We start from the raw sequence: 13,966 nt of genomic DNA, 5'->3' as shown, positions 1-13,966 counted from the left end.
GAAGCAATGTCTATTGAAACAAAAATTCACGTCCTCGTCATGTAACTAAAGGGACAAAAATTAGACACGATCATCAAAAAGCATGTTTTGTTGTATTAGCACCAAAAGACAAAATTTCACCGCATTATGAAATTTCATACATGACAAAAAAAACCCGCTGTATTTCTACAGCGGGTTTTTTGTCTTGAAATTTCAAACTGGCTAAGCCAGCCAAAAATTAGAAGGAGTGCGACAGCAACAGGTTGGTTTCTGTGGACTTGGCGTTGTCACCAACGTTTTGAGTCCAGTTGCGGTAGTTAGCCACAACGCTAGTACGCTTGCTCAGAGCGTAGGCAGCGCCCAAACCGTAACCGGTCTTGGTGCCGTCAGTAGCTGCGTTGTTGTCGTTAAATGCACGGCTAGCAAATGTAGCGTTCAGTGTGAAAGCGCCCAAAGGCAATGCTGCACCGATCAGAGCGTCATTGCGAGTGCCCTTAACCAGCTTGCGAGCTTCTACACCAGCACCCAGTTTGAACACGCCGAAGTCGTATGCAGCGGATGCATACACTTTGCTGTCGCTGTTGGATGGATCCAGAGCTTCAGTACCCTTTTGGTCGTACGTGGTGTAACCCAGGTTGGCGGCCAAGGGGCCAGCAGCGTAAGCACCGGAGATACCAGAACTACGCTGAGAATCACGACCAGTAGGAGCACCAGCAGCGCCAACACCCAGGCCTTGGCCAGTGGTAACGGTGTTCACGCTGTTTTCAGCGTGGGACAGACCAATGGTGAAACCGCTGAAGGAAGGCGATGTGTAGGAAATGCTGTCAGAGTAAGTCTTGCCGCTGAAAATTTTGCCGTCAAAACCAACACCACCCACGTTGGCGATACCGCCAGACAGGTAGTCAGCACCCTTGACCGACTTCAGAGCCAAAGCGCCCCAAGAAGCGTTAGCCAGAGTCAAGGAAGTGTCGCCACCAGCAACGCCAGCACGGGCAACAGTGTCGAAGCTCAACACGGCAGTAGCCTTCAAGCCGCCACCCAAGTCTTCGTTAGCAGTGAAGAACAATTCTGCGGTATCCAGGCCCAGGCCGGAAGAGTCGCTAGAAGTGCTCACGCCAGCGGCTGTAGTCACAGCGGTAGACGCACGGTAGCCAGAAGTCACGTTACCAGAGATAGTGGCTTGAGCGAAAGAAGCGCCGGAAGCAGCCAAAACGGCCAAAGCGATCAAAGTCTTTTTCATGTAGAAATACTCCAAGGTTAAACATAGAGCTCCGGACCGATTGTTCGGAACTCCGGGCCAACCTCCTATTCAGGAAGTTGGATGTATTGCACCAGACGAGGGAGCGTTTGGCAAAGGAAAAGCCTGAAATATTAGGGTTCCTCCCGGTTACCGTTGTTGGGTTGCAACAATTTGTTTGACTGTCATCAACCTCACCTAAACGTCAGCCCCGGTAGACTCTCTCCCCATACTGGAAACATCTCCCATGGACGCATTCTTTACTGCTGCAGACACCGCGCTGCGCACACTGTTCGCTCAGCCACACGCTGCCAAGGCTTGCCCTACCGTGGCAGAGCATGTCACAGAGCTTTCGGTCGCAGAAAAGCAAAAGGCTGCAGGCCTGATGCGGGTGAACCATGTAGGGGAGGTCTGCGCACAAGCCCTCTACACAGCACAGGCTCTGGCCACGCCCAACCCCGGGCTGCGCGCGCACTTCACGCAGGCGTCGTTGGAAGAAACCGACCATCTGGCCTGGACGGCGCAGCGGCTGGAAGAGCTGGGGGCACGACCCTCGTTGTTGAACCCGCTGTGGTACGCCGGAGCTTTTGGTTTGGGGCTGCTGGCCGGGCGCATGGGCGATGCCGTTAGCCTGGGATTTGTGGTGGAAACCGAAAAGCAAGTGGGCGACCACCTGCAGAGTCACCTGACACTATTGCCGGAGGGTGACCACGCTTCACGCGCCATCGTGGCGCAAATGCATGACGATGAGCTGCGCCACGCGGACGAGGCCAAAGCGGCAGGCGGCGTGGACTTGCCCCAACCCGTCAAGGCGCTCATGCGCGCCGCCGCCCAGGTGATGACCACCGTGGCGGAGCGAATCTAGAGACTCTTCAAACCTCGACCAGGTCGAACCCGGTCGTGATCTCTGCCGTTTTGCCCAGCATGATGCTGGCAGAGCAGTACTTTTCGTGGCTCATGGCGATGGCGCGCTCCACGGCGCTGGCGGGAATGCCCTTGCCGGTCACGGTGAACTGCATGTGGATCTTGGTGAACACCTTGGGATCGACCTCGGCGCGCTCGGTGGTGAGCTTGACGGTGCAGCCACGGATGTCATGGCGGCCGCGCTTGAGGATCAGCACCACGTCATAGGCGGTGCAGCCGCCGGTGCCGGCCAACACGGTTTCCATGGGGCGTGGCGCCAGGTTCTGGCCACCGTTCTCGGGTTTGGCGGCATCCGGCGCACCGTCCATCGTCAAAATGTGGCCGCTGCCGGTCTCGGCGACAAAGCCCATGCCAGATCGGGTGTTCAAGCCGCCAGTCCAGCTCACTGTGCATTCCATGGTGTTCATCCTTCAATAAATTGCCCCGCGCGGGGCCAAAAACAGTCCGCTACAATGCAATCTAACAGCCCCGCGCGGAGCTGTCCAATTGCGTTTTCGCCTATTCATATCGGAGTGTAGCCCCGTGAGTTCCCCCCAGCAGACCCCAGCCCCCCACCTCACCCCGGCGGATTACCTCAAGAAAATCCTTACTGCACGCGTCTACGACGTGGCCAACGAAACCGCGCTGGAGCCCGCTCGCGCCCTGAGCCGCCGCCTGCACAACACCGTGCTCTTCAAGCGCGAAGACCAGCAACCCGTGCGCAGCTTCAAGCTGCGTGGCGCCTACAACAAGATGGCGCAGATGCCGCCCGAGCAGATCGCCAAGGGCGTGATCTGCGCCTCTGCCGGCAACCATGCGCAGGGCGTGGCCCTGTCGGCCAGCCGCATGGGTGTGCGTTCGGTCATCGTGATGCCCACCACCACGCCCCAGCTCAAGGTGGATGCGGTTCGCGGCTTTGGTGGCGAGGTGGTGCTGTTTGGCGAGAGCTATTCCGACGCCTATGGCCACGCCGTGACGCTGCAGAAAAAAGAGGGGCTGACCTTTGTACACCCCTTTGACGATCCGGACGTGATCGCCGGCCAGGGCACGGTGGCCATGGAAATCATGCGCCAAGTACAGACGCTGGGCGCCGACAAGGCGGCCAAGTCGGGCCACAAAACCGGCAGCAAGACCGGCCCCGGTCTGGACGCCGTGTTTGTCGCAATTGGCGGCGGCGGACTGATCTCGGGCGTGGCCAACTACATCAAGGCCGTGGCGCCCGGTGTCAAGGTCATCGGCGTGCAGATGAACGACTCCGACGCCATGATCCAGTCGGTGGCCGCCAAGCAGCGCGTCACCCTGCCCGACGTAGGCCTGTTCTCCGACGGCACCGCGGTGAAGCTGGTGGGTGAGGAAACCTTCCGCATCGCCAGCAACCTGGTGGACGACTATGTGACCGTGGACACCGACGCCGTGTGCGCGGCCATCAAGGACATTTTTGTGGACACGCGCTCCATCGTGGAGCCCGCGGGCGCTTTGGCCGTGGCGGCCATCAAGCAGTACGTAGCCACCCACAAGACCAAGGGCGAGACCTATGCCGCCATTCTGTGTGGCGCCAACATGAACTTCGACCGCCTGCGCTTTGTGGCCGAGCGCGCCGAGGTGGGCGAGGAACGCGAGGCGCTGTTTGCAGTGACGATTCCTGAAGAGCGCGGCAGCTTCAAGCGCTTTTGCGAGCTGATTGGCGAGCTGCCCGGCGGCACGCGCAATGTGACCGAGTTCAACTACCGCATCAGCGACGCCGCACAAGCCCATGTGTTTGTCGGCCTGACCACGCAGAACAAGGGCGAGTCCGGCAAGATCGCCAAGAGTTTTACCAAGCACGGTTTTCAGACGCTGGACCTCACGCACGACGAGCTGGCCAAGGAACACATCCGCCACATGGTGGGCGGCATCTCCAGCTTGGCACAAGATGAACGGTTGCTGCGCTTTGTGTTCCCGGAGCGCCCGGGTGCGCTGATGAAGTTCCTGAGCCTGATGCGCCCGGGCTGGAACATCAGCCTGTTCCACTACCGCAACCAGGGCGCCGACTACGGCCGCATTTTGGTGGGCCTGCAAGTGCCTGCGGCGGACAACGTAGCGTTTGCGCAATTTCTGGAAACGCTGAACTACCCCTATGTGGAAGAAACCGCAAATCCGGTGTACCGCATGTTCCTGCAGCGATGAGAGTTGCTACCAAAAGAGTAGCTGCTCACGCATAGTCTGCGCGGGCTAGGGAGCCATTTTTCCTTTGATCTCCATGGAAGGACCCTTGGCATCCGCGTCTGCAGACTTGCCCGAAGCCGACTGGGCTGAGACCACCGGCAACGTGGCCGCAGGCAGCAGCGCTGGCAGCTCCAACACCATCTCCGCCCCATTGCGCGCCAGCGTGGCACGGCGCCCCTGCACCGACTGCAGCGTCCAGCCATCCACCACATTCCCACCCACGGTATAGGGCTTGGCGGGCTTGCCGTCTACCGACACCAAGGCAGCGCCATTGGCATGGGGCTGGCCCACCACCCCCATCAGCGCAAACCGTGCCGACTCCAGCACAGGCGCAGCCTGCGCACCGGCGGAGGCATCGACTGCTGCCGCAGCACCGCCAAGTGCGCGCGTCACGGCCACAGCATCGGGTGGCACCACAGGGGCAGCCACAGCCGCAATGCTGCTGGCCTGCACCGGCGCGGCCACACGCAGCCCCCAGACGGCCGCACTGGCGGCCGCCAGCGCCGCCAGAACGAATGCCGCCAAACGCGGCCACCACAGAGAAGGGGCAGACAGGACCATGCAGCGCATTATCATGGAAGGCCCATGCGCCCTGCCCCGGCAGGCGCCCAGTTCCACCCACACCACCCTGGCTCCCACACCATGCGCCTTGTTCCTCGCTCTTTTGCACGTGCCCGCGGCTTCACCCTGATCGAACTCATGGTGGTGCTGGTCATCATCGGCGTGCTGGCCGCGCTCATCGTGCCCAATGTGCTGGACCGCGCCGACGACGCCCGCGTGGCCGCCGCCAAAACGGACATTGCCAACCTGACCCAGGCGCTCAAGCTCTACAAGCTGGACAACCAGCGCTACCCCAGCGGCGAGCAGGGCCTGCAGGCGCTGGTGGCCAAACCCACGGCAGGCTCGCCGCCCCCCAACTGGCGCCCCTACCTGGACAAGCTGCCCAACGACCCCTGGGGCCGCGCCTACCTGTACCTCAGCCCCGGCCTCAAGGGCGAGATCGACGTGATGAGCTTTGGCGCCGATGGCCAGGCAGGCGGCGACGGCAAAGACGCCGACATCGGGAACTGGTGAGACCGCGCGGCTTCACCCTGCTCGAACTCCTGCTGGTGGTCGCCATCGTGGGGGTAGCCGCAGCGGGGGTGGCCTTTGCACTGCGCGATGCGGCACATTCCCAGTTGGACCGCGAAGCCCAGCGCTTGGCGGCGCTGCTGGAATCCGCCCGTGCCCAGTCCCGTGCCAGCGGCAACCCGGTGCGCTGGCGCAGTACCGCGCAGGGCTTTGTGTTTGAAGGCCTCCCCCCAGTGAAAGACGCCTCAGCGCTCCCCAGCACCTGGCAAGCCATAGGAATACAGGCCCAAAGCGAGCCCGTATTGCTGGGCCCCGACCCCTTGATCGCCCCCCAAGCGGTGCGCTTGTGGAACAAGGACCAGCCCGAACGCAGCCTCTGGGTGGCCACCGATGGCGTGCGGCCCTTTGCCGTGCGCAGCAACGCGCCATGACCACTGCGCACCACAGGCACCAGGGCTTCACCCTGATTGAGGTGCTGGTGGCGCTGGCCATCGTGGCCGTGACGCTGATTGCGGGCCTGCAGGCCACCTCGTCCATGACGCGCAACACCGGCCGCCAGACCGAGCGCGTGCTGGCCCAGCTGTGTGCCGACAACGCGCTGGCCCAGGTGCGTCTGTCGCGCCAGCTGCCCGATGTGGGCGACAGCACGCGCCCCTGCGAACAGGCGGGGCGCACGATGGACCTGCGCCTGCTGGTGCAGCCCACACCCAACCCCAACTTCCGCCGTGTGGAAACGCGCGTGGCGCTGGACGGCGTGCCGCTGCTGCAACTGGGTACCGTGGTGGGGCGCTACTGATGCGAACTATCTATCGGTCCCGTGGCTTCACCCTCATCGAACTGCTGGTGGCGCTGGGCGTGATGGCGCTGATGGCCGTGATGGGCTGGCGCGCACTGGCCGGCATGCAGCAGGCCATGGACAGCAACCGCGAACATGCCGATGCCGTGCTGGCACTGGACGCTGGCCTCTCTCAATGGACCACCGACCTGGACGCGCTGACCGAGCTGCCACAAACCCGCACACTGGAGTGGGACGGCCGCACCCTGCGCCTAACGCGCCGCGCCGCCGCGGGCGACAGCGCCGGTGTGCAGGTGGTGGCCTGGACGCGCGCCGAGCGCGAAGGCCGCGCACAGTGGCTGCGCTGGCAGTCCACGCCGGTGCGCACGCGGGAAGAATGGACCAGCGCCTGGGCTGCGGCCGATGCCTGGGTACAAGGGGCCGGTGCCGACAGCGCCAATGGCGTGCGCACGCGCGAGGTGCGCATTGCCGCGCTGGACCAATGGCAGCTGTACTTCTACCGTGGCGGTGCATGGAGCAACCCGCTCTCCAGCGCGGGGAGCAATGCCGCAGGTGCCGAGCCCGCCGCCAACGTGCCTGACGGCGTGCGCCTAGTGCTCACGGTGTCGCAGCCCCACCCCTTGGCCGGCGCCGTGACGCGTGACTGGGCGCGCGCCAACACCGGGGGTACGCCATGACGACCACGCGGCGCCAGCGCGGTGCGGCCATCCTCACCGCCATGCTGCTGGTCACGCTGGTGGCCGCACTCAGCGCCGCCGCGCTGTGGCAGCAGTGGCGCACGCTGGAGGTGGAAACTGCGGAGCGCCAGCGCACCCAGGCCAGTTGGATCTTGCAGGGCGCGGTGGACTGGGCGCGACTGATCTTGCGCGAAGACGCACGCACTGGCGCCACCGACCACCTGGCCGAGCCCTGGGCCGTGCCGCTGCAAGACGCCAAGCTCTCCGCTTTTCTGGCCAGCCAGGGCGGTGGCGATGCGGCGCTGGAGGCGCTGCAAGAGGCCAGCCTGTCCGGCCAGATCAACGACCTGCAGGCGCGACTGAACCTGCTCAACCTGGTGCAGGAGGGGCGTCCACATTCGGCCACGCTGCAGGCCGTCACGCGCCTGTTTGATGCACTGCACCTGCCACCCACCGAATTACAAGTGCTGGTGCACAACCTGCAGCTGGCGCTGGAGCCGCCCGACACCCCGACAGCTACCAACCAGCCTCACCCGCTGCTGCCGCGCAGCGCGGAGCAACTGGGCTGGCTGGGCCTGTCGCCCGCTACGGTGCGCGTGCTGCGGCCCTATGTGGTGCTGTTGCCCGAGCGCACACCGGTGAACCTGAACACCGCCCCCGCCGTGCTGCTACAGGCCTGCCTGCCGGGTCTGGACGCGGGGGGTGCGCAGCGCCTGGTCGCGGCGCGTGCGCTCAACCACTTCCAGACACTGGCCGAGGTAGTGCAAGCGTCCGGCCTGGCAAACCTGGCCACGGTGGACACCCAGCACAGCGTGAACTCGCGTTATTTCGAGGTGCGCGTTCGCCTGCGCCTGGGCACGCTGGACACCCAGGAACGCACCGTGGTGCAGCGCGACGGCCTGTTGGTGAAACCCCTATGGAAAGAGCGCCTGGCACCCGAGGTGGCCTCCGTACAATGAACCGCCCACAAAAGCGCCCTCTTACACCCCACGCATGAACCCGCCGCTCGTCCTGTTGCCATTACCTGCTGACCTGCCCGCCACCCCGGTGGCGCAGTGGGAATGGGCGGGCGCGGGCCGTGCTGCGCGGGCGGGCCATGTTACAGCCGTGGTACCCGCGCAAGCGTTGTCGTGGCACCGCGTGCAGCTACCCGTGGGCGTGCAGCGCCAGGGCCCCCGGCTGCGCGCCGTGCTCGAAGGCCTGCTGGAAGACCAACTGCTGGACGAGCCTGCCCAGATGCACTTTGCGCTGCAGCCCGCCCTGACGGCAGGTAGCCCCGTGTGGGTGGCTGCCTGCGCACGCGGCTGGCTGCGCCAGGCGCTGCTGGCGCTGGAGCATGCAGGCCACCAGGTCAGCACCGTGGTGCCCGAATGGGCGCCGCAAACCGATGCGGACACCTTGTGGGTGACCGGTGATGCAGACGCGGCGCAGGCCGTGTGGATAGATGGCAACGGCGTGCAGTGGCGCCCGCTCTCCGCGGACCACACCTCGTCCGCCTCCATTCCCGAATCCTGGTTGCCACGCAGCGTGCTGGCCGAGCCCGCCGTAGCCGGCCTGGCCGATGCCCTACACCGCGGTGAGGTGCAGGTGCTGTCGCGCGACGAACGCCTGCAGCAATGCGCCCAGAGCGACTGGGACCTGGCCCAGGGCGACATGGCGCGCAGCCATCCGGCCACGCGCCGCCTGCAGCAGGTGGCCGCCGCGCTGTGGCAGGCACCGCAATGGCGCCCCGCGCGCTGGGCCGCTGTGGCCTTGCTGGGCGTGCAGCTGCTGGGGTTGAATGTGGCGGCCTGGCAGGCCAGCAGCCAGCTCACGCAACAACGCAACGCCTTGCAAGCCACCTTGCTGGCCACCTTCCCCAACACCCCGGTGGTGGTGGACGCCCCGCTGCAAATGGAACGCGGCGTGGCCAGCCTGCGCCAGGCCAGCGGCAGCGCCTCGGCGCGCGATCTGGAGAGTTTGTTGGCTGCACTCGGTAGTTTGGAAGGTTTTGAGGCTCTAGCCCCCGCAAAATATGCGCCAGCAGCTATTGATTTTGTAGCGAGCGAGATGCGCGTGCGCGGCCTGGCAGTAAACCCCGAACAGCTTCCCCCACTGCAAAACCAGTTGCAAACGCGTGGCTACAGCGCCCGCCTGGACGGCGACACCCTGCTGCTCAGCCCGCGGAGTACGCCATGAGTGCGTCGCTACGCCACTGGTGGGGCCAACGCGCGCCGCGTGAGCAGCGCATGCTTGGCGTGGCAATGGTCTTGGTCGGCCTGGCCCTGCTGTGGTGGCTGGGCGTAGCGCCAGCGCTGCGCAGCCTGCGCCAATGGGAAACCCAGGCCCCGCGGCTGGAGGCCCAGCTGCAAACCATGCGCGGCCTGCAAGCCGAGGCGCAGAGCCTGCAGACCCAGCCCCCACTGTCCACCGCTGCTGCCCAGCAGGCCCTGCAAAGCACGTTGGGTGCGTTGGGCACCAGTGGCAGCGTGGCGGTACAGGGCACACTGGCCACCGTGACGCTGCGTGGCGCCAGCCCGCAGGCCCTGGCCCAGTGGCTGGCCCGCGCGCGCACCGAAGCGCGCCTGGCCCCCAACCAGGCCAACCTGAGCCGCGATGCCAAGGGCAACTGGAACGGCACCCTGCAACTGCCCTTGCCCGGCAACTGAACACCGACCACCCACCATGGCCACTCTGCTTGCCCCCACCCACCTGGCCGCCACGCCCCGGCGCGGCGCGCCCTGGGCGTGGACCGTGGCAGGCGTGCTGGCCGGCGGCCTGATCGCCGCGGCCCTCTTTGCGCCCGCGCGCTGGCTGGCCTGGGGCTTGGCAGAGGCCAGCCAGCAGCGCGTGCAACTGCTGCAGCCCCAGGGCACGGTCTGGCAGGGCAGCGCCCAGTTGGTGCTGGGGGCTGACCCCACCGTGGTCACCGCACTGCCCGGGCGCCTGGAATGGCGCCTGCGCCCGCAGTGGCTAGGTGTAGCCCTGCGCCTGCACGCGCCCTGCTGCATGACCATGCCGTGGGACCTGACACTGAACGCATCCGCCAACGCGGTGCAACTGCAAACCTCCGACCTGGACGCCACACAGGCCCTGCGCCTGCCCAGCGCGCTGCTGGCCGGGCTGGGCACGCCGTGGAACACCATCCAGCTGCAAGGCACGCTGGCGCTGCAGCCCCAGGGCCTGGCGCTGCAATGGCAACAAGGCACGCTGGCACTGCAAGGCCGCCTGCAGATTGATGCGCTGCAGATGAGCACGCGCCTGACCCCGCTGCAACCCGTGGGCAGCTACCGGATTGAACTGCTGGGCGGCGATGCGCCCACGCTGGCGCTGCGAACGCTGGACGGCGCCCTGCAGCTGCAGGGCCGCGGCCAGTGGCAGCAGGGTCGACTGCAATTTGATGGCGAAGCGCGCGCCGCCGCAGGCCGCGAAGACGCGCTGGCCAATCTGCTCAATATCATTGGACGGCGCGATGGCGCGCGCTCCATCATCCACGTGGGTTAACCGCATGCACCATCTTTTCCTTTCATCCATGGCCCGAGGTCGCCACCGGGTTGCTATGCATTTGATAGCTGCTTGCGCACTGTTCATGGGAGCTATCGGCCTGTTTGACACAAAAGTGTGGGCGCAAACGGCTCCGGTGAAGCGCGGCGAGCCCATCACCCTGAACTTCAGCAACGCCGACATCGAGGCCGTGGCCCGCACCATGGCCACGCTGACCGGGCGCAACGTGGTGGTGGACCCGCGCGTCAAGGGCAACATCACGCTGACCACCGACACCCCGGCCTCGCCGGCGCGCGCCTACAACCTGTTCTTGGCCACGCTGCGCATGCAAGGCTTCACCGTCGTACAGGTCGATGGCATTGACAAGGTGGTGCCCGAGGCGGACGCCAAGCTGCAGGGCGGCGGCGTGTCGGCCACCGAGTCGGGCAGCCCCGGCGCGGGTGGCAACCAGTTGGTCACGCAAATCATCAAGCTGCAATACGAGAACGCCAACAACCTGGTGGCCGTGCTGCGCCCGCTGATCAACCCCAACAACCCCATCAACGTGAACCCGGCCACCAACTCGCTGGTGATCACCGACTACGCCGACAACCTGCGCCGCCTGGCCCGTGTGGTGGCCGCGCTAGATGTGCCCAACGCCACCGACGTGGAAGTCATCCCCATCAAGCACGCCAACGCCAGCGACCTGGCGCCGCTGGTGCTGCGCCTGCTGGAGAGCAGCGGCACGGTGGGTACCGGCCAGGCCGATGCGAGCTTCAAGACCGCCGTGCTGGCCGAGCCGCGCAGCAACGCCCTCATCGTGCGCGCCGCCAACCAGGCACGCCTGGCCTTGGCCCGCTCCCTCATCAGCAAGCTGGACCAACCCACCGCGAGCGACAACGGCGCGGCCGGCAACATCTATGTGGTCTACCTGAAGAACGCCAACGCCACCCAGTTGGCCACCACGCTGCGCGCCGCCATCAGCAGCGAGGCGCGTGCGCCCACCACCGCCACACCTGCTGCCTCTGGCACGGGTGCGGCAGCCAGCACTGCCGCCGCCAATGTGCCCAGCACCGGTGGTCAGATCCAGGCCGACCCCACCACCAACTCCCTCATCATCACCGCCAGCGAACCGCAATACCGCCAACTGCGCGCCGTCATCGACAAGCTCGACGCGCGCCGCGCCCAGGTCTATGTGGAAAGCCTGATCGCAGAGGTCAGCGCCGACAAGGCCGCCGAATTTGGCATCCAGTGGCAAGGCGCGCTGGGCAACGCGGGGGATGGCGTGATTGGCCTCTTGGGCACCAACTTTGGCAGCGGCGGCAAGAACATCATCAGCCTAGCCACGCAGGGTGCTGCGGGCACCGTGTCGCCCTCACGCGGCTTCAACCTGGGTGCGGCCACCAAGACCAATGGTGTCTACGTGCTGGGTTTTCTGGCGCGTTTTCTGGAAGAGTCGGGCAGCGGCAATGTGCTCTCCACGCCCAACCTGCTGACGCTGGACAACGAAGAGGCCAAGATCGTCATCGGCCAGAACGTGCCCTTTGTGACCGGCCAGTTCACCAACACCGGCAGCAGCAGCGGCACGGTCAATCCCTTCCAGACCATTGAGCGCAAGGACGTGGGCCTGACCCTCAAGGTCAAGCCGCAGATCAGCGAGAACGGCACCGTCAAGCTGGCCATTTACCAGGAGGTGTCCAGCGTGCTGGCGTCCACCGCCAACGCCACCAACGGCCCTACTACCAACAAGCGCACCATCGAATCCAACGTGCTGGTGGAAGACGGTGCCGTGGTAGTGCTGGGTGGCCTGCTGCAGGACGAGTACGCCGGCAACCAGGAAAAAGTGCCCGGCCTGGGCGATGTGCCCTTCTTTGGCAACCTGTTCAAGAGTGAGTCCCGCAGCCGCAAGAAGACCAACCTCATGGTGTTCCTGCGTCCCGTGGTGGTGCGCGACGCAGCCGCGGTGGACCGCTTGTCAAATGACCGTTACGAACTGATGCGCAGCGGCCAGCTCAATGGTCAGCCCGAAGCCAGCACCTTGGTACCGATCAACGAGGCGCCGGTGTTGCCGGCGTTGCAGACGCGACCAGCACCGCCAGCGGCACCAACACCTTCATCACCTCAACCATAAGTAACCGCAGGGAGACAAAGAGAGAATGACAAGAGCAACAACCGCCCAACGACTGTTGACCCATGCGTGGCGCGCCGCTTTGTTCGCAGGGCTTTGCATGGCATCCGCTGCCATGGCCCAGACACCGTATGACAAACTGGAAGCTGGCACAAAGCTTGATGGCAAGGGCATCAGTTTCAGCGCCTTTGCGGCTCCCTGGCCCTTGCCTCCTGGCGAGTGGTTGGTGGTGAGCAAGGCAAGCTCCAGCGTCGGCTTGACGGGCGGTAACTCCGAATCCAGAAATTCTGTGCCCGAGATCGTGGTGGCACTGAAAAGCCAGGATGCCGGCAACCCGGTTGAATTGCTGATGGTCACCTTCACGCCTGATTCAGTACCCATTGTTTGGAGAAGCCCGGCGTGCAATCTCATAGGGACATCCGGGGCGCCCTTCAAGGACGACTTTGGGACATTGCCAAGCGGGCTCACTTATGGCTGTGCCCGGGGACTGTATGTCGTTAGCGGAAACCGGGGAATGGTCGACAACCTAGCCCACAGCAACAACGCCATCAACCGTGACTTGTATTCTGGCTTTCTCCCCTATGTATCGTCCATCAGCGACAGCAGCCTGTTCTTGATCATGACGTTCAGTGCGGACAAAGGGCGACGTGCGACATACCAAATGCATGTGCGTGCGCCGTCCAGCATGCAAAAAGGCAATTCGTTTGACCTGGCTGCACAAGCGTGGGTGCATGAAACGGGTCTCTCTATTCAGGCCGCTTTGCACAACAAATCCATACCCATTGCGCCGTTCCCCACGCCTGTAGCGGGTAACGACAGTGCGAGTGAAACGGCTCAGAAAATTGACAACGCTGTGGAGATCACCCTTCCCGGAAAAGTCTTGTCCGGCTCCCTCAAGCTGGACGAAAGCGGGCCCCCCATGCCATTGCCCCCGGGGCAGTGGAAAGTGGCCGGGCGCCGAGAAGTTCAACCGGGTACCAGTCCAACCAAGTCCAGCCGGGTTTACCTCACCCTGCGCAATATGGACCCCAATGCCAGCATTGCTGCCGCTTGGCTGGTTTACGACAGCAAACCTTACTATTACTCTCAAGCCTCTACCAAATGTGAAAGCAAGTCGACACCTATCTTGGAGAACTATGGCACTACACCCGAATCACCAATTGCTTCGTGCGGCATGGCCAACACTTTTTCCAAAAGCTTCCGTCAACGTGTGGTCAACGCCAAAACCACCGGCACGGAGTGGGACAAAACCAATCTTGCAGCGTTGATCCCGTACGCCGACGGATTGCCAGAAGCCCATACCTGGATAGAACTGCGTGTAGGCGCCAATGACACCCAACGTCTGCTGTTTACGCTGTACACCGCACAACCCGCAACGGTGAATCCCGATGGTAAATATATGAAGGCCGTGCGGACCTGGATGGAGAAGAGCAAAGACACCATGGCGGCATACCTCGACGGCAAGCCTTCCAGCTTCCCGCCCTACCCCGATCTGGTGGATTGATATC

15 protein-coding genes are annotated in these 13,966 nt (G+C 64.2%); 12 read left to right on the top strand and 3 right to left on the bottom strand.

All coding sequences use genetic code 11. The annotated features are described in order from the left end of the window. Positions 1-217 precede the first annotated feature (217 nt). Positions 218-1,219 (bottom strand): porin, encoded by a 1,002-nt coding sequence (locus J2X15_RS17440; protein WP_310345156.1) that lies wholly within the window; start codon positions 1,217-1,219, stop codon positions 218-220. Positions 1,220-1,463: 244 nt separating this feature from the next. Here J2X15_RS17440 and coq7 point away from each other — a divergent pair, with 244 nt between their 5' ends. Continuing rightward, on the top strand, positions 1,464-2,081 hold the full coding sequence (coq7, locus tag J2X15_RS17435) for a 2-polyprenyl-3-methyl-6-methoxy-1,4-benzoquinone monooxygenase (protein ID WP_310345154.1): 618 nt from the start codon (positions 1,464-1,466) through the stop codon (positions 2,079-2,081). Positions 2,082-2,088: 7 nt separating this feature from the next. Here the strand turns inward: coq7 and J2X15_RS17430 are convergent, their stop codons facing one another. After that, positions 2,089-2,538, bottom strand: coding sequence for an OsmC family protein (locus J2X15_RS17430; protein ID WP_310345151.1), 450 nt, complete (start codon positions 2,536-2,538; stop codon positions 2,089-2,091). 124 nt (positions 2,539-2,662) lie between these two features. On the opposite strand from J2X15_RS17430, the gene ilvA reads away from it, so the two are divergent. After that, on the top strand, positions 2,663-4,285 hold the full coding sequence (ilvA, locus tag J2X15_RS17425) for a threonine ammonia-lyase, biosynthetic (protein ID WP_310345149.1): 1,623 nt from the start codon (positions 2,663-2,665) through the stop codon (positions 4,283-4,285). Positions 4,286-4,330: 45 nt separating this feature from the next. Here the strand turns inward: ilvA and J2X15_RS17420 are convergent, their stop codons facing one another. After that, a complete protein-coding gene (locus tag J2X15_RS17420; protein WP_310345147.1) occupies positions 4,331-4,849 on the bottom strand; it encodes a type II secretion system protein N in 519 nt (172 codons plus the stop codon). A 117-nt stretch (positions 4,850-4,966) separates the two neighbouring features. On the opposite strand from J2X15_RS17420, the gene gspG reads away from it, so the two are divergent. The 10 genes from gspG to J2X15_RS17370 all read left to right on the top strand — a co-directional run bounded on the left by gspG (position 4,967) and on the right by J2X15_RS17370 (position 13,962). Beyond that, the gene (gspG, locus tag J2X15_RS17415; RefSeq protein WP_310345144.1) at positions 4,967-5,398 is read left to right on the top strand and encodes a type II secretion system major pseudopilin GspG; all 432 of its coding nucleotides are present in this window, start codon (positions 4,967-4,969) and stop codon (positions 5,396-5,398) included. Further along, complete coding sequence (locus J2X15_RS17410) at positions 5,395-5,826, top strand: prepilin-type N-terminal cleavage/methylation domain-containing protein (protein ID WP_409034301.1); 432 nt, start codon at positions 5,395-5,397, stop codon at positions 5,824-5,826. The genes gspG and J2X15_RS17410 overlap by 4 nt, the downstream gene beginning before the upstream one ends. Beyond that, entirely contained in the window at positions 5,823-6,191 is a 369-nt protein-coding gene (gene gspI, locus J2X15_RS17405; RefSeq protein WP_310345142.1) for a type II secretion system minor pseudopilin GspI, read from the top strand. Before J2X15_RS17410 ends, gspI begins: the two co-directional genes overlap by 4 nt. Further along, on the top strand, positions 6,191-6,868 hold the full coding sequence (locus J2X15_RS17400) for a PulJ/GspJ family protein (protein WP_310345139.1): 678 nt from the start codon (positions 6,191-6,193) through the stop codon (positions 6,866-6,868). Before gspI ends, J2X15_RS17400 begins: the two co-directional genes overlap by 1 nt. After that, positions 6,865-7,827, top strand: a complete 963-nt coding sequence (gspK, locus tag J2X15_RS17395) for a type II secretion system minor pseudopilin GspK (protein WP_310345136.1) — start codon at positions 6,865-6,867, stop codon at positions 7,825-7,827. The genes J2X15_RS17400 and gspK overlap by 4 nt, the downstream gene beginning before the upstream one ends. A 34-nt stretch (positions 7,828-7,861) precedes the next feature. Next, a complete protein-coding gene (gspL, locus tag J2X15_RS17390) occupies positions 7,862-9,046 on the top strand; it encodes a type II secretion system protein GspL (RefSeq protein WP_310345133.1) in 1,185 nt (394 codons plus the stop codon). Next, positions 9,043-9,516 carry a type II secretion system protein GspM gene (gene gspM, locus J2X15_RS17385; RefSeq protein WP_310345130.1) on the top strand — a complete coding sequence of 158 codons (474 nt, stop codon included), beginning with the start codon at positions 9,043-9,045 and terminating at the stop codon, positions 9,514-9,516. Before gspL ends, gspM begins: the two co-directional genes overlap by 4 nt. A 16-nt stretch (positions 9,517-9,532) precedes the next feature. After that, positions 9,533-10,351: a type II secretion system protein N gene (gene gspN, locus J2X15_RS17380; protein ID WP_310345128.1), complete on the top strand. Its 819-nt coding sequence runs from the start codon at positions 9,533-9,535 to the stop codon at positions 10,349-10,351. Positions 10,352-10,355: 4 nt separating this feature from the next. Continuing rightward, positions 10,356-12,461, top strand: coding sequence for a type II secretion system secretin GspD (gene gspD / locus J2X15_RS17375; protein WP_310345126.1), 2,106 nt, complete (start codon positions 10,356-10,358; stop codon positions 12,459-12,461). A gap of 97 nt (positions 12,462-12,558) precedes the next feature. Continuing rightward, on the top strand, positions 12,559-13,962 hold the full coding sequence (locus J2X15_RS17370; RefSeq protein WP_310345124.1) for a hypothetical protein: 1,404 nt from the start codon (positions 12,559-12,561) through the stop codon (positions 13,960-13,962). Positions 13,963-13,966: the final 4 nt, after the last annotated feature.

Source organism: Rhodoferax saidenbachensis, assembly GCF_031457975.1.
GTDB classification, from domain to species: domain Bacteria; phylum Pseudomonadota; class Gammaproteobacteria; order Burkholderiales; family Burkholderiaceae_C; genus Allorhodoferax; species Allorhodoferax saidenbachensis_A.
Note: the sequence above shows the minus strand (reverse complement) of the source record. Positions and strands in the feature narration are given on the sequence as shown.

Coding starts and splice junctions, on each gene's coding strand:
- J2X15_RS17440 (WP_310345156.1), bottom strand. CDS start 1,219: ATGAAAAAGACTTTGATCGCTTTGGCCGTTTTGGCTGCTTCCGGCGCT.
- coq7 (WP_310345154.1), top strand. CDS start 1,464: ATGGACGCATTCTTTACTGCTGCAGACACCGCGCTGCGCACACTGTTC.
- J2X15_RS17430 (WP_310345151.1), bottom strand. CDS start 2,538: ATGGAATGCACAGTGAGCTGGACTGGCGGCTTGAACACCCGATCTGGC.
- gspG (WP_310345144.1), top strand. CDS start 4,967: ATGCGCCTTGTTCCTCGCTCTTTTGCACGTGCCCGCGGCTTCACCCTG.
- gspI (WP_310345142.1), top strand. CDS start 5,823: ATGACCACTGCGCACCACAGGCACCAGGGCTTCACCCTGATTGAGGTG.
- J2X15_RS17400 (WP_310345139.1), top strand. CDS start 6,191: ATGCGAACTATCTATCGGTCCCGTGGCTTCACCCTCATCGAACTGCTG.
- gspK (WP_310345136.1), top strand. CDS start 6,865: ATGACGACCACGCGGCGCCAGCGCGGTGCGGCCATCCTCACCGCCATG.
- gspL (WP_310345133.1), top strand. CDS start 7,862: ATGAACCCGCCGCTCGTCCTGTTGCCATTACCTGCTGACCTGCCCGCC.
- gspM (WP_310345130.1), top strand. CDS start 9,043: ATGAGTGCGTCGCTACGCCACTGGTGGGGCCAACGCGCGCCGCGTGAG.
- gspN (WP_310345128.1), top strand. CDS start 9,533: ATGGCCACTCTGCTTGCCCCCACCCACCTGGCCGCCACGCCCCGGCGC.
- gspD (WP_310345126.1), top strand. CDS start 10,356: ATGCACCATCTTTTCCTTTCATCCATGGCCCGAGGTCGCCACCGGGTT.
- J2X15_RS17370 (WP_310345124.1), top strand. CDS start 12,559: ATGGCATCCGCTGCCATGGCCCAGACACCGTATGACAAACTGGAAGCT.